27 protein-coding genes are annotated in these 26,540 nt (G+C 61.2%); 11 read left to right on the forward strand and 16 right to left on the reverse strand.

Features of this window, described 5'->3' with window-relative positions; translation table 11 throughout:
• Positions 1 to 23 precede the first annotated feature (23 nt).
• The 4 genes from VDP61_RS09760 to VDP61_RS09775 all read right to left on the reverse strand — a co-directional run bounded on the left by VDP61_RS09760 (position 24) and on the right by VDP61_RS09775 (position 6,564).
• Positions 24 to 3,431, reverse strand: a complete 3,408-nt coding sequence (locus VDP61_RS09760; protein WP_323006722.1) for an efflux RND transporter permease subunit — start codon at positions 3,429 to 3,431, stop codon at positions 24 to 26.
• A gap of 3 nt (positions 3,432 to 3,434) precedes the next feature.
• Positions 3,435 to 4,898: an efflux RND transporter periplasmic adaptor subunit gene (locus VDP61_RS09765; RefSeq protein ID WP_323006723.1), complete on the reverse strand. Its 1,464-nt coding sequence runs from the start codon at positions 4,896 to 4,898 to the stop codon at positions 3,435 to 3,437.
• Positions 4,899 to 5,033: 135 nt separating this feature from the next.
• The gene (gene moaB / locus VDP61_RS09770; RefSeq protein ID WP_323006724.1) at positions 5,034 to 5,576 is read right to left on the reverse strand and encodes a molybdenum cofactor biosynthesis protein B; all 543 of its coding nucleotides are present in this window, start codon (positions 5,574 to 5,576) and stop codon (positions 5,034 to 5,036) included.
• Between the two features lie 178 nt (positions 5,577 to 5,754).
• On the reverse strand, positions 5,755 to 6,564 hold the full coding sequence (locus VDP61_RS09775; protein ID WP_416236521.1) for a uracil-DNA glycosylase: 810 nt from the start codon (positions 6,562 to 6,564) through the stop codon (positions 5,755 to 5,757).
• A 147-nt stretch (positions 6,565 to 6,711) separates the two neighbouring features.
• Here VDP61_RS09775 and VDP61_RS09780 point away from each other — a divergent pair, with 147 nt between their 5' ends.
• The 5 genes from VDP61_RS09780 (at position 6,712) to plsY (ending at position 10,784) form a co-directional block, all read left to right on the forward strand.
• Positions 6,712 to 7,674, forward strand: coding sequence for an aspartate carbamoyltransferase catalytic subunit (locus VDP61_RS09780; RefSeq protein ID WP_323006725.1), 963 nt, complete (start codon positions 6,712 to 6,714; stop codon positions 7,672 to 7,674).
• On the forward strand, positions 7,671 to 8,339 hold the full coding sequence (locus tag VDP61_RS09785; protein WP_323006726.1) for a hypothetical protein: 669 nt from the start codon (positions 7,671 to 7,673) through the stop codon (positions 8,337 to 8,339). Before VDP61_RS09780 ends, VDP61_RS09785 begins: the two co-directional genes overlap by 4 nt.
• A complete protein-coding gene (locus VDP61_RS09790; RefSeq protein WP_323006727.1) occupies positions 8,332 to 8,805 on the forward strand; it encodes a hypothetical protein in 474 nt (157 codons plus the stop codon). The genes VDP61_RS09785 and VDP61_RS09790 overlap by 8 nt, the downstream gene beginning before the upstream one ends.
• Positions 8,806 to 8,899: 94 nt before the next feature.
• Complete coding sequence (pyrC, locus tag VDP61_RS09795; RefSeq protein ID WP_323006728.1) at positions 8,900 to 10,183, forward strand: dihydroorotase; 1,284 nt, start codon at positions 8,900 to 8,902, stop codon at positions 10,181 to 10,183.
• Positions 10,176 to 10,784: a glycerol-3-phosphate 1-O-acyltransferase PlsY gene (gene plsY / locus VDP61_RS09800; protein WP_323006729.1), complete on the forward strand. Its 609-nt coding sequence runs from the start codon at positions 10,176 to 10,178 to the stop codon at positions 10,782 to 10,784. Before pyrC ends, plsY begins: the two co-directional genes overlap by 8 nt.
• 160 nt (positions 10,785 to 10,944) lie before the next feature.
• Here plsY and VDP61_RS09805 read toward each other — a convergent pair whose 3' ends face one another.
• The 4 genes from VDP61_RS09805 to VDP61_RS09820 all read right to left on the reverse strand — a co-directional run bounded on the left by VDP61_RS09805 (position 10,945) and on the right by VDP61_RS09820 (position 13,674).
• Positions 10,945 to 11,310 carry a YigZ family protein gene (locus VDP61_RS09805; protein WP_323006730.1) on the reverse strand — a complete coding sequence of 122 codons (366 nt, stop codon included), beginning with the start codon at positions 11,308 to 11,310 and terminating at the stop codon, positions 10,945 to 10,947.
• Positions 11,311 to 11,343: 33 nt separating this feature from the next.
• A complete protein-coding gene (locus tag VDP61_RS09810) occupies positions 11,344 to 11,616 on the reverse strand; it encodes a DUF6455 family protein (protein WP_323006731.1) in 273 nt (90 codons plus the stop codon).
• A gap of 170 nt (positions 11,617 to 11,786) precedes the next feature.
• Positions 11,787 to 13,052: a DUF2254 domain-containing protein gene (locus VDP61_RS09815; RefSeq protein ID WP_323006732.1), complete on the reverse strand. Its 1,266-nt coding sequence runs from the start codon at positions 13,050 to 13,052 to the stop codon at positions 11,787 to 11,789.
• Between the two features lie 79 nt (positions 13,053 to 13,131).
• Positions 13,132 to 13,674: a M48 family metalloprotease gene (locus VDP61_RS09820; protein WP_416236522.1), complete on the reverse strand. Its 543-nt coding sequence runs from the start codon at positions 13,672 to 13,674 to the stop codon at positions 13,132 to 13,134.
• Between the two features lie 315 nt (positions 13,675 to 13,989).
• On the opposite strand from VDP61_RS09820, the gene VDP61_RS09825 reads away from it, so the two are divergent.
• Positions 13,990 to 14,235 (forward strand): hypothetical protein, encoded by a 246-nt coding sequence (locus VDP61_RS09825; protein WP_323006733.1) that lies wholly within the window; start codon positions 13,990 to 13,992, stop codon positions 14,233 to 14,235.
• Between the two features lie 182 nt (positions 14,236 to 14,417).
• On the opposite strand, the gene VDP61_RS09830 is transcribed toward VDP61_RS09825, so the two are convergent.
• Positions 14,418 to 14,672 (reverse strand): DUF167 domain-containing protein, encoded by a 255-nt coding sequence (locus VDP61_RS09830; RefSeq protein WP_323006734.1) that lies wholly within the window; start codon positions 14,670 to 14,672, stop codon positions 14,418 to 14,420.
• 196 nt (positions 14,673 to 14,868) lie between these two features.
• Between VDP61_RS09830 and VDP61_RS09835 the strand changes: the two genes are divergently transcribed.
• A complete protein-coding gene (locus tag VDP61_RS09835) occupies positions 14,869 to 15,267 on the forward strand; it encodes a hypothetical protein (protein ID WP_323006735.1) in 399 nt (132 codons plus the stop codon).
• Positions 15,268 to 15,351: 84 nt separating this feature from the next.
• On the opposite strand, the gene VDP61_RS09840 is transcribed toward VDP61_RS09835, so the two are convergent.
• From VDP61_RS09840 to clpS, 3 genes are all read right to left on the reverse strand, one after another.
• A complete protein-coding gene (locus tag VDP61_RS09840; RefSeq protein ID WP_323006736.1) occupies positions 15,352 to 16,161 on the reverse strand; it encodes an SDR family oxidoreductase in 810 nt (269 codons plus the stop codon).
• Positions 16,162 to 16,229: 68 nt separating this feature from the next.
• Positions 16,230 to 17,270, reverse strand: a complete 1,041-nt coding sequence (locus tag VDP61_RS09845) for a class I SAM-dependent methyltransferase (protein ID WP_323006737.1) — start codon at positions 17,268 to 17,270, stop codon at positions 16,230 to 16,232.
• A 63-nt stretch (positions 17,271 to 17,333) separates the two neighbouring features.
• Positions 17,334 to 17,654 carry an ATP-dependent Clp protease adapter ClpS gene (gene clpS, locus VDP61_RS09850; protein WP_323006765.1) on the reverse strand — a complete coding sequence of 107 codons (321 nt, stop codon included), beginning with the start codon at positions 17,652 to 17,654 and terminating at the stop codon, positions 17,334 to 17,336.
• 222 nt (positions 17,655 to 17,876) lie between these two features.
• Here clpS and VDP61_RS09855 point away from each other — a divergent pair, with 222 nt between their 5' ends.
• From VDP61_RS09855 to VDP61_RS09865, 3 genes are all read left to right on the forward strand, one after another.
• A complete protein-coding gene (locus tag VDP61_RS09855) occupies positions 17,877 to 18,608 on the forward strand; it encodes an HAD family hydrolase (protein ID WP_323006738.1) in 732 nt (243 codons plus the stop codon).
• A 242-nt stretch (positions 18,609 to 18,850) separates the two neighbouring features.
• Positions 18,851 to 20,503 carry a D-alanyl-D-alanine carboxypeptidase family protein gene (locus VDP61_RS09860; RefSeq protein WP_323006766.1) on the forward strand — a complete coding sequence of 551 codons (1,653 nt, stop codon included), beginning with the start codon at positions 18,851 to 18,853 and terminating at the stop codon, positions 20,501 to 20,503.
• A 94-nt stretch (positions 20,504 to 20,597) separates the two neighbouring features.
• Positions 20,598 to 21,290, forward strand: a complete 693-nt coding sequence (locus tag VDP61_RS09865; RefSeq protein ID WP_323006739.1) for a fumarylacetoacetate hydrolase family protein — start codon at positions 20,598 to 20,600, stop codon at positions 21,288 to 21,290.
• Between the two features lie 131 nt (positions 21,291 to 21,421).
• On the opposite strand, the gene VDP61_RS09870 is transcribed toward VDP61_RS09865, so the two are convergent.
• The gene (locus tag VDP61_RS09870) at positions 21,422 to 21,994 is read right to left on the reverse strand and encodes a YqgE/AlgH family protein (protein WP_323006740.1); all 573 of its coding nucleotides are present in this window, start codon (positions 21,992 to 21,994) and stop codon (positions 21,422 to 21,424) included.
• Between the two features lie 132 nt (positions 21,995 to 22,126).
• Here VDP61_RS09870 and VDP61_RS09875 point away from each other — a divergent pair, with 132 nt between their 5' ends.
• Positions 22,127 to 22,936 carry a protein-disulfide reductase DsbD domain-containing protein gene (locus VDP61_RS09875; RefSeq protein WP_323006741.1) on the forward strand — a complete coding sequence of 270 codons (810 nt, stop codon included), beginning with the start codon at positions 22,127 to 22,129 and terminating at the stop codon, positions 22,934 to 22,936.
• A 160-nt stretch (positions 22,937 to 23,096) separates the two neighbouring features.
• On the opposite strand, the gene VDP61_RS09880 is transcribed toward VDP61_RS09875, so the two are convergent.
• From VDP61_RS09880 to ubiA, 3 genes are read right to left on the reverse strand one after another with little or no spacing between them, the layout of a single operon-like run.
• Positions 23,097 to 23,429 (reverse strand): hypothetical protein, encoded by a 333-nt coding sequence (locus tag VDP61_RS09880; RefSeq protein ID WP_323006742.1) that lies wholly within the window; start codon positions 23,427 to 23,429, stop codon positions 23,097 to 23,099.
• A gap of 58 nt (positions 23,430 to 23,487) precedes the next feature.
• Positions 23,488 to 25,503, reverse strand: a complete 2,016-nt coding sequence (locus VDP61_RS09885; RefSeq protein ID WP_416236523.1) for an OmpA family protein — start codon at positions 25,501 to 25,503, stop codon at positions 23,488 to 23,490.
• A 57-nt stretch (positions 25,504 to 25,560) separates the two neighbouring features.
• Positions 25,561 to 26,535: a 4-hydroxybenzoate octaprenyltransferase gene (gene ubiA / locus VDP61_RS09890; protein WP_323006744.1), complete on the reverse strand. Its 975-nt coding sequence runs from the start codon at positions 26,533 to 26,535 to the stop codon at positions 25,561 to 25,563.
• Positions 26,536 to 26,540 lie beyond the last annotated feature (5 nt).

Consider the following 26,540-nt stretch of genomic DNA (forward strand, 5'->3'; position numbering starts at 1 on the left):
ATCCTCGCCGAAGGCAAGCCGCGTCAGCGGCTTTCTTTCGCCATCGGCCGAAAGACAAGCATACCGGCCGCATAAGCCAGACCCACAATCACACAAGTACCGGCCAAAAACAGCACAAATGCTGCCGTCATCGGCCCCGTGGCCGGCATCAAACCCGCCAATCCCGCGAACAAAATGCCCGTTGCCACGACCCACCCCAGCGTTACCGCGAACCACAGGCAAACCGCCAGCGTTGCCACGCCAAGGATGGTGCGGGCACGCCCGGCAGCGGCGGCGCTGCTGCGCAACCCCCGGCGCAAGGCGCGGAACTGGCGACCGATATCGGCCTGCACCGCCAGAATGGCGGGAACCAGCACCAAGACCAGCACAAAGCCAAATCCAAGGCCGTAAACCAGGGTGATAACCGTGGGCCGCAGAAATTCAGCCTGCGACGAGCGTTCATAGAGCAAAGGCGCCAGCCCCATAACGGTGGTTGCTGTGGTCAGGAAAACCGGGCGCAAACGGTCGGCCACGGCGTCGATGATCGCCGGGTACAGCCCGCGCTTTTCGGCGTATTCGTCGATGGTTGACACCAGAACGATCGAATCGTTGATGATGATCCCGGTCATCCCGATCATGCCGACGATAGAGAACATCGACAGCGGCACGCCCCAGGCATCATGCCCGTAAATCGCGCCGATCAGGCCAAAGGGTATGATGGCCATCACCACCACGGGGCGGGTCCAGCTTGCGAATACCCAGGCCAGCACCATGTAGATGCCCAGCAGGCACAGAAGCATCCCCAGTGCGGCATCCCCCAGAAATTCGCGTTCTTGTTCGGCAAGGCCGGATTGATGGGTGGTTATGCCAAAGTCCTGCTCCAGCTTTGGCAGGATGTCTTGCGTCAGGGCGCGTTGCACTTCGGCGGCACGGGCCGGGTCATCCTCGGCCAGATCGCCCGAGACGGTGACAATGCGCAGCCCGTTTTCACGCCGGATGGTAGAAAAGCCCGAGCGGCGTTCCACCGTCACAATGTCGCCCAGCGGCACATAGACCCCCGGCCCGGCGCGCAGCAGCGTGCTTTCCAGAAAATCGGCGGTCAGTTCGGATTTGGGCAATTCGACGCGCACACTGGCCGAGCGCGGACCATCGGGGAAGGTTGCGGCCTCGATCCCGTTCAGGCGTTCGCGCAGGTTGCGGCCCAGCATGTCGATGGAAAAGCCAAGCGCCTGACCCTGCGGCGTCAGCGACAGGATCAGCTCCTCCTTGTCATAGGCCAGGCTGTCTTCCAGCGCCGAAATTTCGGGAAAGGGCGCCAGCGTGGTTTTCAGCGCCTCGGCGGCGGCCTTCAGCGTTTCGGCATCGGCGCCCGAAAGATCAACCGCCAGCGAATCGCCGCCGGGGCCATAGCTTCCCCCACGAAAGCTCAGCTCTTCCAGCAGCGGGTGGGGGTTCACCTCATCTTGCAGGTCGGCCACAAAGGTTGATGTGGTATAGCTGCGATCATCGGGGTCAATGAGCTCCATGGAAATAGCGCCAAGCAGGTCGGCATCCTTGGTGCCCGCACTGGACAACCCGCGCCCAAGCCCGCCCCCGATCTGGGCCATCACAAAGGTCGTGGGGTCAAGCCCGTGTTCGGCCCGGTAGCGCGCGGTGACGGCATCACCCGCGCGCTGCAATTCGCGCATCATCGCAAAGCTGTCGGCGCGGGTTGCCGAGGGCAGCATGGAAAAATTGCCGGTGACCGAGGATTGCTCGGGCGAGTTGAAAAAACGGAACTTCAGATCGCCACTGATGAAAACGGCGGCTTGCATAGCCAGCAGCAAGAGTGCAAGCGCAATCGTGGCGGCACGGGCGCGGATGACAACGGCAATCACAGGGCGGATGGCAACGCGGATCAGCCAGGCCAAGCCCTTGTTCACCTGACGCGACGGCCAGTCGTACCATGCGTCAACCTGTGCTGCGCGCAGGGCGTGGACCATGTGACTGGGCAGAATGAAGAAACATTCGACAAGGCTGGCCAATAGCACCGCAATCACGGTGAAGGGGATATCGGAAATCAAGGTGCCAAAGCGCCCGCCGATGGTGACCAGCCCGGCAAAGGCGATCACCGTGGTCAGCGTTGAGGCGACAACCGGCATCGCCATACGGTTGGCGGCGTTTTCAGACGCCTCTATCGCGCTTTCGCCAAGGTGGCGGGCGCGGAAATCGGCGTGCTCACCGACCACAATGGCGTCATCGACCACGATGCCCAGCGTGATGATCAGGGCAAAAAGCGAGATCATGTTGATGGTCAGGCCAAAGGCATACATCATCGCGACTGCCGCCAGCAGCGATACCGGAATCCCGGCGGCGACCCATAGCGCGGTGCGCGCATTCAAGAACAAGAACAGCAGCCCGACCACAAGGCCAAGCCCCAGCAGCGCATTATCCAACAACAGCTCCAGCCGCCCCGAGATTTGTTCGGCGCGGGCGCGGACCAGCTCCACCCTGACCTCGGGCGGCAGCAGCGGGGTCATTTTGTCAACGACGCTTTGCACATTGGCCTGCATGCGAATGGCATCGCCGGTATCGTTGCGGTCAACGCGCACGGTCATTGCCGGGTTTTGGCCGACATAGGTGGCGCGCCCCCGGTCGGCGGGCTCTTTGCGAACCTGTGCGATATCGCCCACGGTCAGCGAAGTGCCGTCGCTGGCTTGGCGCAGCACAATCGCGCGGATCTGATCGGCCGTGCGCGCCTCTTGCCCGGTACGCACGCGTGAGGCGCCGCCGCCCACATCCCCCGCCGGCGAAGATTGGGTTTCAGCCGCAATCGCGGTGGCGATCTGGGCCATGGTCACATCATGGCGGATCAGATTGACCGAAGGCACCTCAACGGTGATTTCGGGATCGGCGAGCCCCTGAATGGAAGTGCGGGTGATCCCTTCATCAAACAATCGCGCCACAAATTCATCGGCAAATCGGCCAAGCTGATCGACGGCCACAGGGCCGGTGATGACGACATCGGTCACGCGGTCACGCCAGGCCGCACGGCGCACCACCGGTTCATCGGCATCGGCGGGCAGGGTGTTCAGGCCATCAACCGCCGTTTGCACATCTTCAGCCGCGCGCGACAGATTTACCCCCGGCTCAAACTCCAGCGTGATCCGTGCAGACCCTTCCGAGGCGATAGAGGTTGCATCGGTGACGCCATCAATCGTCAGCAGCGCCGGTTCCAGAACCTGTACAATCGCGTGATCAACGTCTTCTGCGCCCGCCCCTTGCCACGCGACAGAGACGCTGACCTCAGAGCTGACGATATCGGGAAAAAACTGGGCGCGGATACGCGTCGTGGCGGCCAGGCCTGCGACGATCATCACCGCCAAAAGCAGGTTCGACAGCGTGTTATGCCGTGCGAAATACGACAAAATACCCTTGGATTGCGTGCGGCCTGTGCGGGAGGGGGCGGCCATCGCTTAGCCCCCCATCCGGCTTTCCAGCCGTTCGATCACGCGGGCGGAAACCTTGTCTTCGGCCAGTTGCGCAAGGATGCGGGTTTTCGCATCGGCGGGCATCCGGTCATTACCGGTGACATAGGCAATCAGGGCGGCGCGGCGTTCGGGGCTAAGGTCTACAAGCTCGGGTTGGGCGGGCTGGGCATCGGTTTTGATCTCCGGGCGGATGGGTTTGACCTTGATACCGGCCCCCAGCAGCGGCGAGCGTTCGCGCACCACATCGCGCCCGGCAAGGCCCGCAGCGTCCAGAATAACCTGATCGCCCTGGCGTCGCAACAGCCGGGCGGGCAGCGATTTAAGCCGATCCTCTGCGCCCAGGGCCAACACCGCGCCATCAGCCCCAAGTGCTGTGGCGGGAAGGAGGACCACGTCAGCAAGGGGCGGCTCGGATACGCGGGTTGTGACAAAATCACCGGGGCGAAAACCGGGGGCAGAACCGAGAGTGGCATAGACCAGCCGCCCGGTCTGGCCCTCACCCACGGCCGCGCCGACGCGTGACAAAGTGCCGGTGGCGATGAGTTCGGCCCCCGACACCTCAAGCGCGGCGCTGACCGTGGTGGCAATAAGCTGGCCCTGCGCGTCGATCAGTCGGGCAAATTGGGCGGTAGATATGCGAAAGGACACCTCTAGCGCCATGGGATCTATCAGGTCACCAATGCGTTCATTGCTGCCAAGGATCCGGCCCGGAACGGTGGAAATACCGCTGAGAACCCCGTCAAACCCTGCAAAAAGCTCGGTTTCGCGCAGGGCGCGTTCCGCCTCGGCCAAGGTGATCGCCTGCCGGGACAGCGCGGTTCTGGCCTGATCCACCCGCGCTTCGGCGGCAGCAAGGGCCGCGCGGCGCGACAACACAGCCTGATCGGCGGCCGAGGCGGCAAGGGCCGCCGTTTCAACCGCAGCCGCCGCGCCGACCCCGCGGGTTTCAAGATCACGCTGCCGGTCCAAGGCCTGGGTGCGCAGGCCTGCCTGGGTTTGCGCGGCTGTCACATCATCGCGGGCCAGCAACAGCGCGCGCCCCGCCTCAAGCAGTTCGGCATTTGCCCGCGCCATATCCGAGCGGGCAAGATCGCGGGCGGCGGTGGCGTCGGCCGGGTCCAGCCGCAGCAAAAGCTGGCCTGCGGTGACTGCGGCGCCATCTTCGACGCCTGCACCAAGTGCGATTACGGTGCCGGCGCGCGGGCTGCGCAGCTCCAGCGTGCGGCGCGAACGGATTTCGCCAAAGGCGGTAAGAGTTGGGGCGAATGTGGTTGGGGTTGCCGTAACGACATTGGCCGAAAACACCCGCTCGCGGGCGGGTTGGCCGGGGCCACCACTTGCCAGTCTTGTCTCAAACGCTGTGCGAATGGCTTGGCCCGCCATGGCCAAAAGCCCAAGCGTAAGTGCAAACAGAAAAAGACCAGTCAGTGACCGTCTGAAAAACCGCATATATTCACTCCGACGGGGCCGACGGGGCCTTGTTTACCTGTACGCCCAAACCGGGCAGGCGGATGAAAAACAATATCATGGATGTGATACGATGAGGGTTTGCGATTCCGTCGCAGAGAGATGAAAGAATTCTGCCTATTTGCGGCGCTGGTGTTCATCAAGCCGGGGCATGATTTCGACGAAGTTGCAGGGGCGGTGGCGGTAATCCAACTGCCATTTCAAAATTTCATCCCAGGCATCGCGGCAGGCACCGGGGCTTCCGGGCAGCGCGAACAGATAGGTGCCATTGGCAACGCCGCCGGTGGCGCGGCTTTGCACCGCCGAAGTCCCGATTTTCTGCATGGAAATCATGGTGAAGACGGTTCCGAACGCCTCAATCTCTTTCTCGTAGACATCGCGGTGCGCCTCTACCGTCACGTCGCGGCCTGTCAGGCCGGTGCCGCCGGTCGAAAGGATCACGTCAATATCCGGGTCAGCGCACCAGTCACGCAATTGGCTGGCAATCTCGGCGCGCTCGTCTTGGATGATGCTGCGGGCCGCAAGGATATGCCCGGCCTCGGTCAGCCGCGCGACAAGGGTATCGCCGGATTTGTCATCGCTCATTTGCCGGCTGTCAGATACGGTCAGCACGGCAATGCTAACCGGCAAAAAGGGTTTGGTTTCATCTATACGCGACATTTGTTCAGACCTTCTGCAAAAGGGCGAGGGCGGATGGCAAGGGCGGAGGGCGGTAAACACATCCGCGCTGATCCGGTCGGGGTGCGGCCAAAGCGCGGCGTGATGGCGGCGGTGATCCGGGCAAGCCAATCTGCCGGGCGCATTGGCAGGACGACAGGCGGGAAACTCATGGCAGGCCTCATCGGGTCACCCCGGCGGTCAACCTTGCCTGCACATTCAGCAAATCGGCCCAGGCTTCGCGTTTTGCCGCCGGGTTGCGCAGCAGATAGGCCGGGTGGGCCATGGGCATGACGGGGATAGCCTGGCTTTGCGCCCAGGTGCCGCGCAGCCGCAAGATACCGCTTTGGCCCAGAAGCGCGGCGCAGGCGATATTGCCCATCGCGATGATCACGCGGGGTTTGACCAGTGCGATATGGCGGGCAAGGAAGGGCTGCATCATGGCAATCTCATCTTGTGATGGATCGCGGTCGCCGGGGGGGCGCCATGGGACGGTGTTGGTGATATAGACAGCCTTTTCAGCCTCTTGACTGCTGCGGTCATGGCCGATCGCGGCCAGCATTTTATCAAGCAACCGGCCCGCATTGCCCAGAAAGGGCCGGCCATCAAGGTCTTCCTCGCGGCCCGGTGCCTCGCCGATGATCATCAGCGGCGCGCCCGGGGTGCCATCGGCAAAGACCAGATTGCGCGCGCCCTTTTTCAGCTCGCAATGCTCAAACCCGTCCAGGGCCATGCGCAAAGAGGCAAGATCATTGCAGGCAGCGGCGGCGATTTGTGCCGCCAGGGCCGTGTCGGGTTTGGGTGCGTCTTGCACCATGACGGGGGCGGCTGGCTTGGCCTTGGGGATTATGGGCGCCTGACGATCCGGCAAGGCGTAACGGTCTATCGCGGACTCGCAGATCACCTCATCCACGCCAAGCTCCACCTGCCACACAAGTGCAGCCAGGGCGGCGTTCCAGTCATAATCCGTAATATGCGTGTCGATTCCCATTTGGGGCAGAGTAAGGCGGCGCAACGGGCGGGGCAAGCGGTGGCTTGGCCGCCGCGCGCTTTGGGCCGCGAAGAAAGCGTTGCCCCCTTGGCGCGGCTTTGCCATAAGCGGTGCAGGCCAGACCGCAATCCAGAATGTGAGGCAGACATGAGTTTTCGCGCGCGTCATTTGTTGGGGATCCAGCATCTTGCCCCCGATGAGATCAGGGCGGTTTTGGATTTGGCCGACAAATATGTCGATCTCAACCGCCGCTCGATCAAGAAATCCGACGCCTTGGCGGGGATGACGCAGATCAACATGTTCTTTGAAAACTCCACCCGCACGCAGGCGAGTTTTGAGCTGGCGGGCAAGCGGCTGGGTGCCGATGTGATGAACATGTCTGTGGCGCAGTCGAGCGTCAAAAAGGGCGAGACGCTGATTGATACCGCGCTGACGCTGAATGCGATGCACCCGGATTTGCTGGTGGTGCGGCACGGGGCGTCAGGGGCAGTGAACCTGTTGGCGGAAAAGGTGAATTGCGCCGTGCTGAACGCGGGTGACGGGCGGCATGAACATCCGACGCAGGCGCTGTTGGATGCGCTGACCATTCGGCGGGCAAAGGGGCGGATTCAGCGGCTGACCGTGGCGATTTGCGGCGATGTGGCCCATAGCCGAGTGGCGCGAAGCAACCTGATATTGCTGGGGAAAATGGAAAACCGTGTCCGGCTGATTGCGCCCCCAACCCTGATGCCTGCGGGTGTGGCCGAATTTGGCTGCGAGGTGTTTGACGATATGCGCAAGGGGCTTGAAGGCGCGGATGTGGTGATGATGCTGCGGCTGCAAAAAGAACGGATGGATGGTGGCTTCATTCCGTCAGAGCGCGAATATTACCACCGTTTCGGGCTGGATGCCGACAAGCTGTCCCATGCCAAACCCGATGCGATTGTGATGCATCCCGGCCCGATGAACCGGGGCGTAGAGATTGACGGCGAGCTTGCCGATGACATCAACCGCAGCGTCATTCAGGAACAGGTGGAAATGGGCGTTGCGGTGCGCATGGCCTGCATGGACCTTTTGGCGCGCAATCTGCGGGCAGAGCGTGGGGCAAAGGCGGCCGGGGTGATGGTGTGAGAAACGGGCGCGGCCTGTCGCCGTCCGGCTGGGACGGGATTTTAGAGGAGGGCGAGACGATCCTCTGGCAGGGAGCGCCGGATGGGGCGGTGGATTTTAGCGGGATCTGGTCGCTGCAATCGCTTTTCGCGGTATTTTTTACCGGGTTTTCGCTGTTCTGGATCATGCTGACGTTTTCGATGACGGCGCAGATGACGGATAATATCGGGCAGGTGTTTCACCTGGCTTTTCCGCTGTTCGGCGTGCCGTTTTTGCTGGTTGGTTTGCAGCTGCTGCTGGGCCGGTTCTGGGCCGATGCGCGCAGGCGCCGCAACAGCCATTATACGCTGACCAATCGCGCAGCCTATATCGGGGTAAGGACCAAGGGCACGCGCAGCCTTGATCGCTATGCGATCGGGCCGAATAACCCGATTACACTGGAGGAAGGCACCTTGGGGGCGATCTGGTTTGCGCGGGCAAGCTACAGCCGCCCGCGCGTCATGGTGCAGCCGGGGCGTGGCGTTATGCGCGGTGGTGCGACCAATAGCCAAGCGCGGATCGGGTTTGAACGGCTTGCCAATGCGCGGGAGGTGTATGCGATGATGCGCAAAGTGCAGATTGCACAGGCAAACCCGGAAGGGGGCAATGTGACAAAAAACAATGTGAAAGGGGATGGAGATGCCTGAGTTACCACGCGACACGGTGATGGGGCAGGGCGTCATGGCCCCGCTGCGCCCCGGTGAGGTGATGCTGGCCGAATGGCCTGCGGATAAGGGTAGCTATTGGCGCAGCCATGCGATCATGGCCGTGATCGGTGGGTTTGTTGGCGGTGTGGTTTTGGTGGCCATCGGCAACCCCTCGCCCTGGGTCGGGCCGGTGGCGGCGGTGGCGGCGATGGGCGCGCGCGGTTGGTATCTGGCATCCGAGGCCCTGGTGGCGCAATGGCGGTTAAGCGATCAGCGGTTGCAAGGCCCCGGTGGCCGCAATATCTCACTTGGCCAGATCAAGACTGTGCGGAAGTTTCTGGGCGATGTGCAGGTGGTGACGCAGGCGGGCGACAAACATCTGATGAAATACATGGCGGATGCCGGGGCGGTGGTGGCGGCGATAGAGGCGGCCCGATCCGGGCGTAAATCGGGGCGGGCGCGATGAGGGTGATTGCGCTGCATGGCAGCTTTCATTTTGGATTGCATAGCTATAATCCTGCACAGGGCGGTGCCCGGACCTTTTTGCATTGGTAGCCACTATGACAGTCTTTCTGGAAAACGCTTTGATTATCGACCCCGAGGCCGGGTCCGAGACACGGGGCAATCTGGTGCTGGACGCCGGGATGATCGCGGCGATTGGGGCGGTTACGGCCCCAAAGGGTGCGCGGATTGTGGATTGTGGCGGCAAAGTGCTGGCACCGGGGATCGTGGATATCGGCGTCAAGATCGGCGAGCCGGGAGAGCGGCACCGTGAGAGCTTTCGCTCGGCGGGTTTGGCTGCGGCGGCGGGCGGGGTGACGACGATCATCGCGCGGCCCGATACGAACCCCGCGATTGACACGCCCGAGGTGCTGGAGTTCGTGACCCGCCGCGCGGCAGAAGTTCCGGTGCGGATTTATCATATGGCCGCGCTGACCAAGGGGCGGTTGGGGCGTGAGATGGTCGAGATCGGCTTTATGCTGGATGCCGGTGCTGTGGCCTTTACCGATTTTGACCATGTGGTCACGGATACCAAGGTTTTGGGCCGGGCGCTGACCTATGCGCGCAGCCTTGGGGCCTTGGTGGTCGGGCATCCGCAAGACCCCGGATTATCCAAAGGGGCGGCGATGACCAGCGGCAAGTTCGCCTCGCTTTTGGGCCTGCCTGGGGTGCACCAGATGGCCGAACGCATCGGGCTGGACCGGGATCTGGGCATGGTTGAGATGACGGGCGTGCGCTATCATGCCGATCAGATCACCTGCGCGCGGTCTTTGCCGCCCTTGGCACGGGCGAAACGCAATGGGCTGGATGTGACGGCAGGGGTGTCTATCCACCACCTGACGCTGAATGATCTGGATGTGGGCGACTATCGCAGCTTTTTCAAAATGACCCCACCGTTGCGCCCCGAAGATGACCGGGTGGCGGTGGTAGAGGCGGTGGCAAGCGGGTTGATTGATATCATCTGTTCGATGCACACGCCTGCCGATGAGGAAAGCAAGCGGTTGCCGTTTGAAGACGCCGCGTCAGGCGCAGTGGCACTGGAGACGTTCTTGCCGGCGGCGATGCGGCTTTATCATGCAGGGGCGATGGATTTGCCAGGGCTGTTCCGGGCGATGGCCCTGAACCCGGCAAAGCGGCTGGGCCTGCCACAGGGGCGGATGCAAGAGGGGGCACCGGCGGATCTGGTGCTGTTTGACCCGGACGCGCCCTTTGTGCTCGACCGTAGCAAATTGCAGTCAAAATCAAAGAACACGCCGTTTGACGGGCAGCGGATGGAGGGGCGGGTGATCGCGACCTTTGTGGCGGGCCGTCAGGTTTTTGGGGAAGGAAGCGTAAATGCCTGAGATAACATCTGCGCCGATGGTGCTGATACTGGTGGCGGTGCTGGCCTATCTGCTGGGGTCGGTGCCGTTTGGTCTGGTGATCACGCGGGCGCTGGGCCTGGGCGATTTGCGGACCATCGGATCGGGGAATATCGGGGCGACCAATGTGCTGCGCACGGGAAACAAGGGCGCGGCGCTGGCGACATTGCTGCTGGATGCGGGCAAAGGCGGAATTGCAGTCTTTATCGCGCGGGGAGCGGTGGGAAATGATGCGGCGCAGCTTGCAGCGCTGGCGGCGTTTTTGGGGCATATCTTTCCGATCTGGCTGAATTTCAAGGGCGGCAAGGGGGTTGCCACATTTCTGGGAACGCTGCTGGCGCTGGCCTGGCCGGTGGGCGTGGCCGCCTGTGCAAGCTGGCTGGTGGCGGCGCTGATCGGGCGGATTTCATCGCTGGCCGCGCTGGTTGCGGCGGCATCATCAACGATCTGGATGCTGGTTTTCGGCCACGGGCAGATGATGGTTTTGGGCATCATTCTGACATTGCTGGTCTATTGGCGGCACAGTGCCAACATAAAGCGGTTGAAGGCGGGGACCGAGCCGAAGATCGGGAAAAAGGGCTGACCTTCGGCCCCCGATTTTCCGCCCCCGATTTTTCGCCGAAAAATCCGCTTGGGGCTGACGTTGGAGGCATTTCGGGCGAGGGGGAGGGCGCGCGCGGGTTTTTTTGCCAGCGCGTGTACCGCGTTTACCTTGCTGCGACCGCGCAAAAAGGCAAAACACTTCAGGCGCTGGTTGCTGCCAACGCGTCAAGATAGGCCCTTGTGCAGGCGGTAACATGGCGAAAGCGATCGCCGCCCAGATGCGTGCCGCCGTACCAGCGGGTCACGGTGATGATGTGATCGGTCAATCCTTCGCGTTCCAACATGCGCAGAATGGCGGCGGCGGCCCCGGATTCGCCGTCGTCATTGCGTTGCGGCCCGTCGGCGCTTAGCTGTGCCGCCCAGCTGTTATGCGTGGCTTTGGCAAATTTCTTGGATGATTTCAGGGCCTTGAGGAAGCTGTCGATATCGGCCTTGCTGTGTACCGGGCCGCCAGACACCGCATAGCGAGAGCCGCGGTCGCTGACCACGTTCAGGATTTGCAGCATCTTGCGCCCCTTTTGTTCCAGTAACGGCGAGGTTTACGCGTCGGGGCGTTCGGGCGCCAGTGCCTCCAGTTCGGCCTTGATCGCGCAAAAGCTGGGCGGTGATTGGGTGGCGGGGCCGGTGGGATGGGCCAGAACATCCATGCAACCCTTTGCACAATCTGCGGTTTGGCAGCGCGTTACGATCCTGGCCAATTCGGCCCGCGTCAGCCAGCCATCGACTACGGCGCGTGGCACGTCAAGCCCGGCGCGGCGTGCCATGCCGCGAACCAGACCCCATGTGATGGGTGCTTCGACAAATCCGATCATGGTTTTTCCCTCATAGGCTATTGTTTCGCTCCACGCTTGCTGGAAAGGCTTTTGCAAGCTGCGGGTCTTGCAAGGGTGTGGCAGATCGACCGGTGTCGCCTTGACGCAGATCAAGCGGCGAGGTGTTTGCGCAAAACCGGGGCCGTGGGCCGTGGGGCGGGGAAGCGGCGCTAAAGCGGGCGGTTGCGTATGGGGCCGGCGCTGGCGCTGATCTGGGCCGAGACGGCGGCGAGGGCGGCACGTTCATGCGCCAGCAAGCTGTCGTGACACCGCTTCAGCGCCATTTCCGACTGATGCAACGCCTGCTTGCCAAATTGTGCGGGCGCGATTTGTACCAAGGCCAACAGGGCTTTTTGCAGCCGGATCTGCACCGAGAAAAAACTGGCACCATCGCGGGCGATGGCGGGAAAGATGTCTTCCATCATTTCCTCAAGCGTAAGGGCGGGCACCCAGATGCGGGTGAATTTCAATTCCGGGTCGCGGTGTTCGGACAGACTGGCAAGCAGGCGCACGGCGCGGCCCAGAACATCAATCGCGGTGCCGGGGTCGTTGATCGCGGGCGACAGCGCACGTTCGGCAATCTCGGTTAACACGGCAAGGCCAAAGCGCGGGTCTTGTTCAAAGCTGCGGGTGTTGCCGATCTTGAAGGCGCTGCTGATCCTTGCGGCATCTTCGGGTTGTTCGCCCAAAACATAGGCAATAATGGCGCCGGGATAGACAAAGGCCCCCGGCAGCGCGGCCAGATAGATTTGGCAGTCCATAGCCTCGGCGGCGTCTTGCAGCCAATCCATATGCACATAGCGTATATAGCCGATTTTGGCTTGGGTGATCGGATGTGCGTCGGGTGGGGGCGGGCCAGAATGGCCGTGGCCGCCAAGATAGGGGGCCGCAATGCGGGTGTTGAGAGCGTGGGCAGCGGCCGCTTCAACCTTGTCGATGGAATCTGACATCAGGCCAAAGACGGTAAGATGGGCGATCCAGCGCAGAATGACGATAACGACGATGGCAACCACAAGGATGGTGCCGATAAACAGCACAAGCCGGTCATTGCCGGTCAAAACCCCGGCGTTCAGGGCGATGATCCCGATCAGGCTGTACAGAAACGAGCCAAGGAACGTCGCCAGCACGCGCTGGGTGGTGCGGTCGGTTTTCAACAGCGCCGTTGCGCGGGGGGTGACCGCATTGGCAGCCCCGGCAAAGGCAGAAACCATGATCCCAAGCGAGAAGGTGACGACCGAGAGCATGGAACTGGCGAGGATGGTCAGAACCGCCTCTACCGAATCGGCGCCAAGAATCTCGCCCAGACCATCGGGCAGCAGCGGGCCGATGAACATGGCCGCGCCATTGGTCAGAACCGCCAGGCCAGCATAGAGCAAAGCCACGAACCACAGCTTTTCAAACAGTTCTTTCAGAAACAGCCGCCATTTGGAGATCATGCGTGGGGCCTTTGCTATGGGTCATGGCCGCAGCCTGCCCGCCGCTGGGGCGGCTGGCAAGGGGATTGGCGTTTCAAACCTAGCGCAGGGCAGCGACCGCCTGTGCCACCGTGGCACGGCGATCCGCATTCGGCGGATGGCTGCCAAGGAAAGTATTGCCGGGATCTGGCAGACGGTCAAAGAAGGCTGCCCCCCGCAGCGCATCAAATCCCGCGCGCTCGGTGATCTCGGTGCCAAGCGCGTCTGCTTCCAGCTCAAACCCTTTGGAAAAACGGCGGGCCCCTACCGAGGCCCCGATCTTTTGCGCCTCTTGAATGGTGGCCGTATCGCCGCCGCCGACAGCGACAAGGATGCCAGCCAACAGCGCGCCCTGGCTGGCGCTTTGCTGTTGTTGCGGGATGTGGCCCAGGATGTGATGGGCGGCCTCATGCCCCATGACAAAAGCGATTTCATCGACGTTGCGGGCGTTGGCGATCAGCGCGAGGTTGAAGGCAAGGATCGGGCGGCCGTAATCATCCAGGGATTGATAGGCGTTGGGGGCCTGATTTGGGCGGTCATCAATCGCGATCAGGAAATCGCAGTTCAGCCCACGGGTGCGGGCGCGGCAGATCTGCTCGGCCACGGGTTCGACCGCAGCAACGGCGGTGACAAAGTTTTTTGCGGCCTGTGAGGGGGGCAGAGCTTGTGTATTCTCAACGGCTTGGCTTGGGGGGCGGGGTGCCCGGTGGGCGGTTGCGCAGAGGGAACAACGCAGCCAGCAAGCGAGAGTGACAGCAACAGCGCGGCGATCAGGCGTATGGTCAACCTTTGTCTCCAAGTTTTGGCCCCAGTGCCATCTACCTAGCAGATGTCAGCGCCGGGAAAAGCCCCTATCACGCAGGGGTGTAATTTGCGACAAGGGGATGAACAGCAGAACAGCGGGGAAAAGGATGCGCCGATGTTTACCATAGAGCATGAATTTGATGCGACCATTATCACCCTGATTGATGAGGGTGCGCCCACTCTTGTTGACGATGTAACGATCTCGGCGTTTGAGGATTGTGTGACGCTGGCGCAGCTTGACCCGCGCAGCGGCGTTCCGGCTGTGCTGACGCTTTCCATGGTGCAGGTGGAAGATCTGTTGGCAGCGCTTGATTTGCCCGAGGGAAGCTATCGGCTGATGCGGCAGGCAACGAACGCCTAAAGCGTTTCGCCTTGACTCTGGCACATATATCGCCGCCTGAAATCAGAAATTTCAGCGGTCTATCTGATGGGCTGTGTTTCAAGTCAAAGTGGAAAGGCTATAGGAGAAAATCTTTCGCCGGTCACACCGCAGGTCAAACATCTCTTTGCCAAACCGCGCTGCAATGCGGCTGTGCATCGGCGTTACATGACCCGGAACTGTTTGTCGCGGCTGGTGGCCCCGCGGATCAGGACAAGCCGGGATTTTGCAATGCCCAAGGATTTGGCCAGTAAATTGATCACGGCCTTGGTGGCCTTGCCGTCTTCTGGCGCACTGGTGACATAAACCCGGATCGTATCGCCTTGGGCAACAACCGCGTTGCGCGCGGCCTTGGGGGTGACGCGTACCGAAAACTCGCTGCCGGGGGGGAAGTCGAGGATGGGTTTGCTTATGACCATGACGGGGCTTTCTGCGGGTGCCGAGACAGTATCGCGCGGTTTGCTTTGGGGATGCAAGGCGTTAGACTGGGCGGGCCTGTACCTGATCAGACTCGGGGGGGGCAGGCAGGGGCATGGGCAAAGGAAAGCGTCGCATCTTTGGATGACTTGTGCTTTGCATCGGCGTAACTGGGAAACAGGTTTGAGGGGTGTGGGCATGAAACGCTTGGTCTTGATTTCGGCTTTGGCCGCGTTGGCGGGCTGTGGCACGCCACAAGAACGCTGCATTGCGGCGGCAACACGGTATTTGCGGGTGGTTGACCGGCTGACGGCAGAGGTACAGGGCAATCTGGACCGGGGCTATGCCTTGGTCGAGGTTGAAAAAACCTCTCTGCGCTGGGCGGTGTGCCAGCCGGGGCGGCCTGCCACGGCGACCGAGGCGGCGCAGGCGCCGCAAATGTGCATGCGCGAACATGCCTATACAGTGACCGAACCGCGTGCCATCAACCTTGCCGATGAGCAGATCAAGCTGGATGAGCTGAAAAAGAAGCGCGCTGCACTGGCAAAGGCAAGCGGGCCGGCTGTGGCCAGGTGCAAGCTGACCCACCCCAAATGAAAAAGACTGATCTGCATGCGACAGATACCCGTCGCATGCCAGTCTGTTTGCCCTCAACCCCAACCGTGATGGGGGCGGGATGCCTTAATGTGCCGGTGCTGCGGCGGCGTCAATCAGGCCGCGACCGCCATCAAGGGTGATGATCTGGCCGGTCATGAACGCAGAGGCGTCAGAGGCCAGATATTGCACGGTTTCCGCCAGCTCATCCGCGGCGGCGATGCGCCCCAGCGGGGTGGCTGCGACAATCGTCTCGCGGTAGTCCGGGTTTCCCTTCAGCGCACAATGCAGGCTGTCGCTCATCACCGAGCCAAAGGACACAGCGTTAACGCGAATCCGGTTGGGCGCAAGCGCAACGGCAAGCGAGCGGGTCATCTGTTCGACGGCTGCGCAGGAAATCGAATAGCCCAGCAGTCCGGGCTGGGTACGCCGCGCCGCAATAGACGACATATTGATGATGGAGCCAATGGTGTTTTCGGTATCTCCGGCCTTTTCGGCCTGAAATATCATGCGCTTGGCCGTCATTTGGGACAGGCGCAGACTGGTCAGCACGTTTTGCTGCCACATCAGTTCTACCACATCGGCATCAGGGTTGAGCGGCTCAGATGGGTACATTTTGCGGCTGGCATTGACCAGAATATCCACCCGGTCAAAGGCGTCAATGGTGGCGGAAAGCAGGTTCGCGATCGTCAGCTTCTCGCGCAGATCGCCGCCGAAAAACTGCAAGGCGCCATCGGCTTTGGCCTCTTCGCCGCATTCATTGTCCAGTCTGGCCTCATCCATATCGGCGAACATGACATTGGCACCTTTGGCCAGAAAATGCCGCGCGATGGAAAGACCGATACCGGCTGCAGACCCGGTGACAATCGCGGTCTTGCCGGAAAGGGAAAACGACATGGGGTTTCTCCTGCGTTTTATGTGCTTGAATATCGTGTCGGATCACAAGCATGCGTTATTGGCTTGATCTATGGGCGGGGCGGGCGGATTGGCCGCGCGGCGCGGGTCAGGCGAAAACGACGGTCTGAACCGATGTCCTCGACTTCGCGGAACAGGGTGGCCAAGGTGCGATCATAGGGCAAATGGCGGTTTGCAACCATCCACAGCGTGCCGTGCGGGGCCAAAAGCCGCGCCGCGGCTTGTATGAAGGCCAGGCCAAGTGCCGGGTCCGGGTCGCGGGCGGTGTGGAAGGGCGGGTTGCAGATCACGGCATCGACGCCGCGATCAAGTTTGAAAAGGGTGGCATCCGCCCAATGGAATTGGGCGCGCGGGTCGGTGATATTAAGGCGGGCGCATTTCAGCGCGGTCGCCTCGGCCTCGACCAGATGCAATTCCTTGACACCGGGGCGCAACAAGATGGCCCGAGACAGATAGCCCCAGCCTGCCCCAAGGTCGATGATGCGGGCTGGCAGGTTGGCAGGCAGATTTGCGGCCAAAAGGGCAGAGCCTGCATCGGGGCCATCGGCAGAAAACACACCGGGCAGGGTTTGAAAGCCTTGCTCGGGCGGGGCCACCGAATTGCCTTCGGTATGGTCGCCAACGGTGCGCAGCTTGGCGGCCCAATCCGGCATCAAATCCGCGCCGGGACGAAAGCTGAACAGCTTGCCATGCGCCTTCGCGACTGGCTCGGACAGGGTGAAGCGGCGGCGCAGATCGCGCAACAGGCTATCAATGCCGTCGGTTTTCTGACCGTCCACAAGGATGATTCCCGCAGGGCCAATGGCGGCAGCAGCCTCGGCCAACAGGGCGTAAGCCTCGGCCTTGGCGCGGGGAACACAGACGAGGGCGGCTGCAAACGGCACGGATTTTGGCGTTTCGGCCAAAACGTGGTAGCCGCGTGCCGCGAAATCATCATAATCAGGGCGAAAGGATTGCACCACCGTCAACCGCGCCTTGGGCAGCATCGAAAGACTGTCGCCGCCACGCGGGCGCAGAACCAGAATCTCGCCCGCCTCGGGCAGGGCCAGCAAATTGTTTCGCAACGCGAATGTCAGACGATCTGAGCGCATGGGCGGCCGTAACTACGGCTCGGCTCCTTTTATGGGTTCGTTGGTTGGCCGAAAGGCGCAGCTTTACTCTTTTTCCATGGTGCATTGCAACGGGTGCTGATGGCGGCGCGCGAAATCCATCACCTGTGCGACCTTGGTTTCCGCGACTTCAAAGGAAAATACAGCAACCACGGCAAGGCCTTTTTTATGTACTGTCAGCATGATTTCAAAGGACTGGGCATGATCAAGCCCAAAAAACCGCTCCAGAATATGCACGACAAATTCCATTGGCGTGTAGTCATCGTTCAGGATCAGCACCTTATACATCGGGGGGCGCTGGGTTTTGGGTTTGACCTTGGTCAGCAAGCCGGGGTCGCCATTGGTTCCGTCCGGCTTTTCAGACATCTGGAATGGCAGGTTTGACAAAGGCTTGCTCCGCTTCATGGGATTCGGATGGTGACGTGTTTGCGCCTAGTATAGCGTATTATGCCGGGGCGCAAAGGGGGCAGCGCAAGCACGCAAGGCGGAACGGCATTTCGGCGTGTTTCCCTTGCTGGAACGATGCGGATTTGAAAATCTTGCAAGGGGATTGCTTGAACCGACGCAAAAACCGATGATGCTGTGCTGATGTTCAGGAGAAAAGCGGTGCAATCCATTACGACAGTTGCGTTTGATGCAGATGATACCCTGTGGCAAAATGAAGCGTTTTTTCGTCTGACGCAGGCATATTTCAGCGAGTTGCTTGCCGATTACGCTGAGCCTGAGCATTTGGAGGCACGGTTGCTGGCGGCAGAGCGGCGCAACCTTGGGCAGTATGGCTTTGGCGTCAAGGGATTCGTGCTGTCAATGATTGAAACCGCGATTGAAGTTACAGACGGAAAGGTTGCGGCCCCCGTGATTGCCGAGATCATGGCGGCGGGGCGTGAGATGTTGGCGCATCCGATCGAGCTGTTGCCACATGCGCAAGAGGCGGTGGTGGCGGCAGCGCAGGAACATCAAGTCTTGTTGATCACCAAGGGTGATTTGCTGGATCAGGAACGAAAGCTTGCGCAATCGGGTCTCGGGGATCTGTTTCATGGGGTCGAGATCGTGTCGGACAAAACAGCCGAGGCTTATGTGAAAATTTTTGCGCGCCATGGTGGTCGGGCCGACAGGGCGCTGATGGTGGGAAATTCGCTGAAGTCTGATGTTTTGCCGGTGATTACGGCGGGTGGCTATGGCGTGCATATACCGCATGGGCTGATCTGGGCGTTGGAACAGGCAGAGGCGCCACTGGACAACCCGCGCTTTCACAGCCTGGCCGATCTGGGGGCTTTGGCAGGTTTGCTGCGGGCGTTACAATCCGGCATCAAGGGGTGATCATCTATAGGTTGCGGATTGACCGGGGGGGATGCGCATATGTGGCGCTTGTTTGCCGCTGTGAAGATCGGGCGGAAAGCTATTGATACTTTTGGGAAAATTTGGGGTTTTCCGACACCCTCCCGCGTGCTACGGTTCTGTCGAAGCAGTTAAAGCCCCACCAAAAAACCGGGGCACAATGAGGCAGTACAAGGACCAGCGACGTGGCATCGCTTAAAGGGCTTCTCGCCCGAATCTTCCTAATGCTCGCATTTGCGACGCTTATTGCAATTTCGTCTGTCCTATCAGGGCAGGCAGCGCCTTTTGCAGCGATTGTGATTGACGCGCGCAGCGGGGAAACTTTGTATGAGCAAAATGCCGATGCGCGGCTGCATCCGGCGTCCTTGACGAAGATGCTGACGCTTTACATCGCATTCGACGCGATCAGGCGGGGCGAAATATCGCTGGATTCGATGATCACGGTATCCAAAAGCGCGGCGGCAAAACCGCCGTCGAAACTGGGGCTGCGGGCGGGGCAGAAAATTGCGTTGCGCTATCTGATTCGGGCGGCGGCGGTAAAATCGGCCAATGATGCGGCCTCGGCGATCGGGGATGCGCTGGGCGGCAATGAAGAACGCTGGGCGGCACGGATGAACCGGACGGCCAAGGCGCTGGGCATGCGAAATTCGACGTTCAAGAACGCGAATGGCCTGACCGAGGCCGGGCACCTGTCAACCGCGCGCGACATGACAACGCTGGGGCGCCGCCTGTTTTATGACTTTCCGGAATATTACAATATCTTTTCGCGCCGCGAAACCGATGCGGGCATAACCAAAGTGCGCAACACCAATCGCCGTTTTCTGGATGCCTATGCGGGCGCGGATGGAATCAAGACCGGCTACACCTCGGCTGCGGGGTTTAACCTGACAGCCTCGGCCGAGCGCGGCAACAAGCGCATTATCGCCACGGTTTTTGGTGGCACATCGACGGCGAATCGTAACGCCAAAATTGCTGAATTGCTTGATCTTGGGTTTGGCAACGCGCGCAACAATGTCGCGGTGCGCAGGCCAGCCCCGGCGGATTTGCCGGGGGCAGATGCCGAACTGGTGGCAAGCAGCGACGGCACCCAAGGCAACGGCAACGGGCGCAGCGCGGGTAAAACCATTCGGCTGGTCACCTCTATGGCGACCTCACCCCGGCCGCGGTCCCGCCCGGTGAGTGCCGAAAAAGTGGCCGAGACCGAAGTCGCCGTGCTGGCGATGAAAGAGGATATTGCGGGTATTCTGGCCGAAGTTATTGCCCCCACAGCACCCCCGCCCGAGCTTTCGCCAGCGGTCAAGGTCGCGGATGCGGCGGTTGCGGCCGTCATGGAAACCGCAGCAGATACCGGGTTGGATACCGGGTTGGATACGGGGCTGGATACGGGGCTGGATACGGGGGCGGATACTTCTGTGGCGACAGCGGCAGATATTGTAGCCCGACCAGAGCCCAAGCCGGTGGAGATTGCCGCCACGATGCGAGAGATCGCAAAGCCCCCGACGCCCCCAGAGGGGCCGCAGGTTGTGATCGCTGACACGCCCCGCAAACGCCCCGTCAAGCTTTTGATGGCCAGTGCCGAGACCGAGCGCAAGGCAGCCCCTGAAGCGGCCCCGGTGGTTGTGACGCGGGTCTCTACTTCGGGTGGGCGGCATTGGGGGGTTAACCTTGGCCGCTTTGCCTCGCGCGGGGTTGCCGAACGGACGCTGATGCAGACCGCGCTGGCCGAAAGCGCCACGTTGCGCGATGGGTTGCGCAAGGTGGTTGAACGCAGCGGCGGCTATGATGCGAATTATATGGGGCTGAGCCGTGAGCAGGCCGATCTGGCATGCCGCCGGTTGCAGGCGCGGGCTGTGCAATGCTTTACCATAGGGCCGTGACGTGGGGCGGTTCGCAAGTTGCGGGCGGTGGGGTGTCATTTGGCCCATGGCGTCGCTAATCTCTGCCTAAACGAAACGCATTACCGAGGATGCAATGGCCGAACCTGTTTTCGTGATTCCCGCCCCCGAACTGCCCAGCCTTGCGGTTGCCGGAACGGTCGCCCGCTTTCCGCTGCGCCGGATTTTTTGCGTGGGGCGCAATTATGCGGAACATGCACGGGAAATGGGGCATGACCCCAATGCGGAACCGCCGTTCTTTTTCACCAAGCCCGGTGATGCGGTGGTCGAAAGCGGAGCCGTGATCGCCTATCCGCCGCAAACCCGGGACTTGCACCACGAGGCGGAACTGGTGGTTGCGATCGGTGTCGGCGGTGCAGATATTTCGGTTGCCGCGGCGCTGGACCATGTCTGGGGCTATGCGGCGGGAAATGACCTGACACGGCGTGACTTGCAGGCGGCGGCCAAGGCGGCGCGGCGGCCTTGGGATATGGCCAAGGGGTTTGATCAATCTGCGGTCGTCGGGGCATTGCACCGCGCGGCAGGCGGCGCAGTGCCGCAGGGCAGGATACGCTGTCTGGTCGATGGTGAGATACGGCAAGATGCAGATTTGGCCGAGATGATCTGGCCTGTTGCGGGAATTATTGCCTATCTGTCGGGGCTGGTGACGTTGCAGCCGGGCGATTTGATCATGACCGGAACGCCAGCCGGGGTGGGGCCGATTGCGCAAGGGCAAACCTGCGTGGTCGAGATCGACGGCCTGTCACCGGCTTCGGTGACTGTGCGCTAGGGCGGGTCGCCCTAACACCGGCCTACATATCGCTGCCTGAAATCAAAGATTTCAATGTGTTATGCGATGGGCTGGGTTGCAGGCCAAAGGCGAAACGCTGCAGGGCCGTTGGAAACGCGCCGAAATCGGTTTCAGGCGCGGCCAGCGGTGGATGAAAGCGCCATTGGCTCGACGCCCAGATGGCGCAGGGCGGCCCCCCATTTTGCGCCTGCATCACTGGCAAAGACCAGATCGGCGGGTGCGTCGGTGGTCAGCCAATCATTCCGCAAAATCTCGGCCTCTAGCTGCCCCGGCCCCCAGCCTGCATAGCCCAGTGCCAAAAGGGCCTGTGTTGGCCCTTCGCCCCGGCCAAGGGCGCGCAGGACGTCTTGGGTCGCTGTCATGCCATAGCTGCCCGTGATACTCATCGTGCCGTCTTTGGCGTAGTAATCGGGCGAGTGCAGCACAAACCCGCGACCGCGTTCGACTGGCCCGCCAAAATGTACCGAAATGCCGCGCCCAGCAGGCAAATGCGGGATGCCCAACTGTTCAAGCAGGGTCTTGAAGCTGAGATCGGTGACCGGTTTGTTGACGATCAGCCCCATCGCCCCATCGCCGGTATGGGTGCAGATCAGGATAACCGACGCGTCAAACCGCGGGTCCTCCATGCCGGGCATGGAGATCAGCAGTTTTCCGGTAAGGTCCATCGCGGTTTGGGTTTTCATTTGTTCAACATGGGGCGGGCGGGGCGATTGCTCAAGTCCTTATTTGTCACATTTGGCACAGCCGGGAGGTATAAGATCGACCTCGCCGCAATGTGATTGTGCAGGCGGCGGCAGGGCGCTTATCAAGTCGGTATGACACATATACCCAACCCGCTTGCCGCCCTTGCCGTTTTCGCCTGCCTTTCGGGGGCCGCGCCTGCCACGGCCCAGCCAGAGGTTTTCACCGCCAATCTGCGCGTGGGCTGGCAGATGCAGAACGGTAGCCAGATGGTGGCGATTCATCTGAACCTGCGTGATGGCTGGAAAACCTATTGGCGCGCGCCGGGCGATGCGGGCATTCCGCCCAGCTTTGATTGGGCCGGCTCGCGCAATGTGAAAGCGGTGCGTTTTCACTGGCCGCGCCCGCAAGTGTTTTCTTTGGCGGGGATGCAGACCTTTGGCTATGCGCAAGAACTGGTTTTGCCGGTCGAGATCGTGCCGCTGGACCCATCCAAGCCGGTAGAGGTGATGGCGGCGGTGGATTTGGGGGTGTGTTCCGATATTTGTGTTCCGGCCTCGTTTCGGGTGGCAGCGGTTTTGCCGCGCCCCGGCACCGAGGATGGCGCCATTCGTCGCGCCCTGCGTCAACGCCCCTCAACCGCGCAAGAGGCGGGCGTTTCCGCCGCCCGCTGTGAGCTTACGCCACAAAAGGATGGCGTGAAGCTGACGGCGATTTTGCAACTGCCGTCGCTGGGCGGGGATGAGGTGGTCGTGGTCGAGGCCGGGCTGCCGGGGGTTTGGGTCTCGGCTGCCGATGTAACGCGGCAGGGCAAGGAATTGCGGGCCGAAGTTGACATGGTCAGCACCGCAGGGGGGCCGATTGCCGTGCAGCGCGATGCGATCTTGCTGACGGTTCTGGGCAAGAATCGGGCCGTGGAAATTCAGGGCTGCGCCGCGCCGTAACGCGGTTTGCGTTCAGTGCCGGGCAACACCGAAAAAAGCTGGCCGTTGCAAAGCGGTTTCACCGAACCACATTCAGCCTGTCCCCCGCATGGTTCAGGCACTGCAAACGCTGCCTCGGGGTATTTTCCAATGCCGCGCTTTTGACGGGGCGCAACATGCTTTAGCTGGCGGTGCTGTGCAATCGTTCGATATAGGTGCGCATTTCTTCGGCCTCATGCCGTGCGTCGCGCAGACCCTCCATCGCGGCGCGTAATTCGGCTTCGGTTTGGCTGATCTGGTTTGTCAGCTCTGCCTCGCGCTGTTCCAGATACAAGATTGCCTGATCGCGCATTTCCTCGGCGTCGTGCAGTGATTGCGCAAGGGTGTCGACCTCGGTCACATCGCCACCTGCAACGCGGGTGAAACGATGCAGCAGCCAATGTGCGAACCAGCCCAGCATGAAGGCCACGAAAAGGATTATGGTTGTGGCAATGATAAACTCGGTGCGGTTCATGGCGGTATTTGTATCCAGAGCTGTCGGGCGGGGCAAGCGGCGTCATCGGGGCCGTGATTTAGGGGGGGGAGTCAGATTTCGGATTGGGCTTGGGCCGCGCCCATTTTTCAGTTGTGGGTTCAAAAACGAATGTGTCGTCCTTGGTTCCGTCTGATTCATTGCCGCTGCCGGGCTGTTCTGGTGCGGCAGCGGTTTTTGCGGCGGGCTTTTGTTCGGCCATGGCGGCTGCAACCAGATCAATCGCAGATGGGGCAGGCACGGGCTCGGGTTCGCTCAGCAGTTTGAATTCAATGCGGCGGTTCGCTTCGCGCCCGTCTTCGGTTGCATTATCGGCGATCGGGGCATCCTCGCCATAACCTTTGGCGGTGAAATTTTCCACACTCAGACGGCGGCCCTGCAGGGCGGTCAGTACGGCCTCGGCGCGTGCCTGGCTTAACGCACGATTGCCACCGTCAGAGCCTTGGCTGTCCGTGTGGCCACTGATTTCCATTTCCAGGGGCGGGCATTTGCCCAACACCTCGGACAGGGCATCGACGATCTGCGAGGCGGAAGCGTCAATTTCGGCAGAGCCGGGCGCGAAAGAGATTTTTTGGCGCCGCATGATGGCGTTCAGATCGGCGGCACATTCTTCGGGGGTGGGCAGGGCGGCCAATGGGTCGTATTTTTCATCATAGGTGACGTTGATGCGGAAACTTTTTCCCTGACCCAACTTGTCGGAAAGAACCTGCGAAATCAGGGCGCGGCCATCAGGATTGCCGGTAACGCCTGCTACCTCTACCGTATCGGCGCGAACCAGCAGCGTGCCGTGGTGCAAAAATGCCAGCGATTCAAGGCCCGAGAGCACACGAATCGCCCAGCCATCGGGCAAACTCTCATCAACGCGGGTTGCGGTATATACACTTTTGGCGCCGAATTGCGCGCGCGCAAAACTGTCGACGGCCGCGCGCTGGGTATCATCGGACAGACGCCCGCGCAGTTGCACCTTGCCCGCCTCATCCAGCGCCGCCGTAAATTCGGTGGGGCCTGCGATGCTGGCCGTAGGTTTTGGTGTCAGCGTTGCATTCAGCGAGAAAACCGGCGGAAGCTGCGCCTGCAAATCGCCGACAACCCGGTCAAAATCGGATTGTGAGGTTTCAACTGCCCCCAAAAGCGTGACATCGGCATCGGAAAAGGTGATAGTACCCTTGCCGAGCGTGGCGACGGCCTTGATCCCGGCTTCGGCGGCTTCGGCCCAGCGCGGCGTTGGCACACCAAGGCCAATCGTGCAAACCGATTTACCCACAACGCCAGCGGTGACACCTGCGGATAAAATCCGGTTGCGGGCCTTGTCGGTATCGGCCGAACAGGCATCAAACCGCGCGCCCACATCATCAATCACAAAACGCAGGGTGAAAGGGGTAAGCACCGGGCGCGGGGCCGAGATGTTCATCTTCACGCGCAGATCCTTGGGCGCAAGACGGGCCAGATCGCTTTCAAATTTGCGCTTTTGGTCCGGGCTATCTGAAATCGCGGTGATTTCAACCAGATCGGCGGCAACGGAAATCTTGGATCGGGGCAGGATGCGCAGCGCGGCAAGACCGAATTTCAGCGCAGCATCCCACCCTTCGGGGGCTGCGTAATCGGCGCTTTCCAGCATGTCGGAAATCGGCAGGCCGTTGGTCAGGGCGGCGACATTTTCGGACAGGGCTGCATCAACCTCTTTGCCCGGCACCAGCCCGATCAGGGAAATTCCGTCATCATTGCGCAGGATTTCCACCGAAAAACGTGGCGCTTCAATTCCGCGCATTGCGGCGACTTCAAATTCGTCGCGGATGCGGTTGGCTTGTACCACTGTACCCACCATGTTGACGACGCGAAAGCGCGCGGCCTCATTCGGGGCGGTGCCGATCAGGTGGACTTGCAAGCCGTCTGTCTCGACCGTCGCCCACATGACGCCCTCGCCAAGAAGGCGCGAGGTGACGGCAGCCGCAGACCGCTTTTCAATCGCCAGTGCCGACCACCAGGCCGCAAGCCAAGCAAGCAACCCAGCGACAAGAATGGCTGCAAGCATGAGAATTGTTTTTCGTAGGTGCATTAGACCACTATCTGCCACGTCTGGATGATCCTTAGGCCGTTGGGGCGAAAGGATCAATCAAAGCAATGCCGCACCGGCAAAAAACAGCGCAGGGATCAGGCCGGCATTGCGGTTGGTACGAAACAGCGCAAGGCATCTGGCGGGGTCTGTCGTGTCAAGCCGGGCCAGTTGCCAGGCCATATGCCAGCCAAAGCCCCAGATGCCTGCAAGCGCCAGCATGAGCTTGGTCAGGCTTGGGTCGGTTGGCAGCAGCGCCAGCAGAACGGCGGCGGCCATCAAGACAACCGAGGCCACCAGAAAACCACGCAGCCACGTTTTGCTGCTGTCATCGCCAAACAGGCGGGCGGTGGATTTGACGCCGATCAGGGCGTCATCCTCTTTGTCTTGATGGGCGTAGATGGTATCGTAAAACAACGTCCAGGCGATGCCGGAAAGCCAAAGCAGCACCACCCCCAGGCCAAGGCTGCCGGAATGGGCCGCCCATGCCACAAATGCCCCCCAGTTGAAGGCAAGGCCCAGAAACACCTGCGGCCACCATGTAAAGCGTTTGGCAAAAGGGTAAACCACGACCAGCGCCAATGAGGCGATGCCGAGGGCGATAGCTGCGGCGTTGAAGGTGAACAGAATCAGCGCGGCAAGCAGGGCTTGCAGGCCCATCCAGACCACGGCTTGTTTGACGCTGATCTGACCCGAGGGGATGGGGCGGCTTTTGGTGCGGGCGACGGCGGCATCAAACTCGCGGTCCGTAATGTCATTCCAGGTGCAGCCCGCGCCGCGCATCAAAAAGGCGCCGAGGGTGCAGCCAAGGGCGATCCATGCATCCCAGAGGCGATAGCCCGCCGGATCGGCGGCAACCGCAAGCGCCAGCCCCCAAAAGCACGGGATAAGCAGCAACCAGGTGCCGATGGGCCTGTCGGCGCGGCTAAGGCGCAGGTAGGGGCGGGTGGGCGCAGGGGCGAAACGATCTACCCAGTTGCCAGCAGGGGCATCAGCGACCGTTTTGGCCTCTGGCATTTGTCTGGATGCGGTCATAAGTT

Origin of the sequence: Pseudorhodobacter sp. (genome assembly GCF_034675685.1) — a bacterium.
In the GTDB taxonomy this organism is placed as follows: domain Bacteria; phylum Pseudomonadota; class Alphaproteobacteria; order Rhodobacterales; family Rhodobacteraceae; genus Pseudorhodobacter.

Coding starts and splice junctions, on each gene's coding strand:
- VDP61_RS09760 (WP_323006722.1), bottom strand. CDS start 3,431: ATGGCCGCCCCCTCCCGCACAGGCCGCACGCAATCCAAGGGTATTTTG.
- VDP61_RS09765 (WP_323006723.1), bottom strand. CDS start 4,898: ATGCGGTTTTTCAGACGGTCACTGACTGGTCTTTTTCTGTTTGCACTT.
- moaB (WP_323006724.1), bottom strand. CDS start 5,576: ATGTCGCGTATAGATGAAACCAAACCCTTTTTGCCGGTTAGCATTGCC.
- VDP61_RS09775 (WP_416236521.1), bottom strand. CDS start 6,564: ATGGGAATCGACACGCATATTACGGATTATGACTGGAACGCCGCCCTG.
- VDP61_RS09780 (WP_323006725.1), top strand. CDS start 6,712: ATGAGTTTTCGCGCGCGTCATTTGTTGGGGATCCAGCATCTTGCCCCC.
- VDP61_RS09790 (WP_323006727.1), top strand. CDS start 8,332: ATGCCTGAGTTACCACGCGACACGGTGATGGGGCAGGGCGTCATGGCC.
- pyrC (WP_323006728.1), top strand. CDS start 8,900: ATGACAGTCTTTCTGGAAAACGCTTTGATTATCGACCCCGAGGCCGGG.
- plsY (WP_323006729.1), top strand. CDS start 10,176: ATGCCTGAGATAACATCTGCGCCGATGGTGCTGATACTGGTGGCGGTG.
- VDP61_RS09805 (WP_323006730.1), bottom strand. CDS start 11,310: ATGCTGCAAATCCTGAACGTGGTCAGCGACCGCGGCTCTCGCTATGCG.
- VDP61_RS09810 (WP_323006731.1), bottom strand. CDS start 11,616: ATGATCGGATTTGTCGAAGCACCCATCACATGGGGTCTGGTTCGCGGC.
- VDP61_RS09815 (WP_323006732.1), bottom strand. CDS start 13,052: ATGATCTCCAAATGGCGGCTGTTTCTGAAAGAACTGTTTGAAAAGCTG.
- VDP61_RS09825 (WP_323006733.1), top strand. CDS start 13,990: ATGTTTACCATAGAGCATGAATTTGATGCGACCATTATCACCCTGATT.
- VDP61_RS09830 (WP_323006734.1), bottom strand. CDS start 14,672: ATGGTCATAAGCAAACCCATCCTCGACTTCCCCCCCGGCAGCGAGTTT.
- VDP61_RS09835 (WP_323006735.1), top strand. CDS start 14,869: ATGAAACGCTTGGTCTTGATTTCGGCTTTGGCCGCGTTGGCGGGCTGT.
- VDP61_RS09840 (WP_323006736.1), bottom strand. CDS start 16,161: ATGTCGTTTTCCCTTTCCGGCAAGACCGCGATTGTCACCGGGTCTGCA.
- VDP61_RS09845 (WP_323006737.1), bottom strand. CDS start 17,270: ATGCGCTCAGATCGTCTGACATTCGCGTTGCGAAACAATTTGCTGGCC.
- clpS (WP_323006765.1), bottom strand. CDS start 17,654: ATGTCTGAAAAGCCGGACGGAACCAATGGCGACCCCGGCTTGCTGACC.
- VDP61_RS09855 (WP_323006738.1), top strand. CDS start 17,877: ATGTTCAGGAGAAAAGCGGTGCAATCCATTACGACAGTTGCGTTTGAT.
- VDP61_RS09860 (WP_323006766.1), top strand. CDS start 18,851: ATGCTCGCATTTGCGACGCTTATTGCAATTTCGTCTGTCCTATCAGGG.
- VDP61_RS09865 (WP_323006739.1), top strand. CDS start 20,598: ATGGCCGAACCTGTTTTCGTGATTCCCGCCCCCGAACTGCCCAGCCTT.
- VDP61_RS09870 (WP_323006740.1), bottom strand. CDS start 21,994: ATGAAAACCCAAACCGCGATGGACCTTACCGGAAAACTGCTGATCTCC.
- VDP61_RS09875 (WP_323006741.1), top strand. CDS start 22,127: ATGACACATATACCCAACCCGCTTGCCGCCCTTGCCGTTTTCGCCTGC.
- VDP61_RS09880 (WP_323006742.1), bottom strand. CDS start 23,429: ATGAACCGCACCGAGTTTATCATTGCCACAACCATAATCCTTTTCGTG.
- VDP61_RS09885 (WP_416236523.1), bottom strand. CDS start 25,503: ATGCACCTACGAAAAACAATTCTCATGCTTGCAGCCATTCTTGTCGCT.
- ubiA (WP_323006744.1), bottom strand. CDS start 26,535: ATGACCGCATCCAGACAAATGCCAGAGGCCAAAACGGTCGCTGATGCC.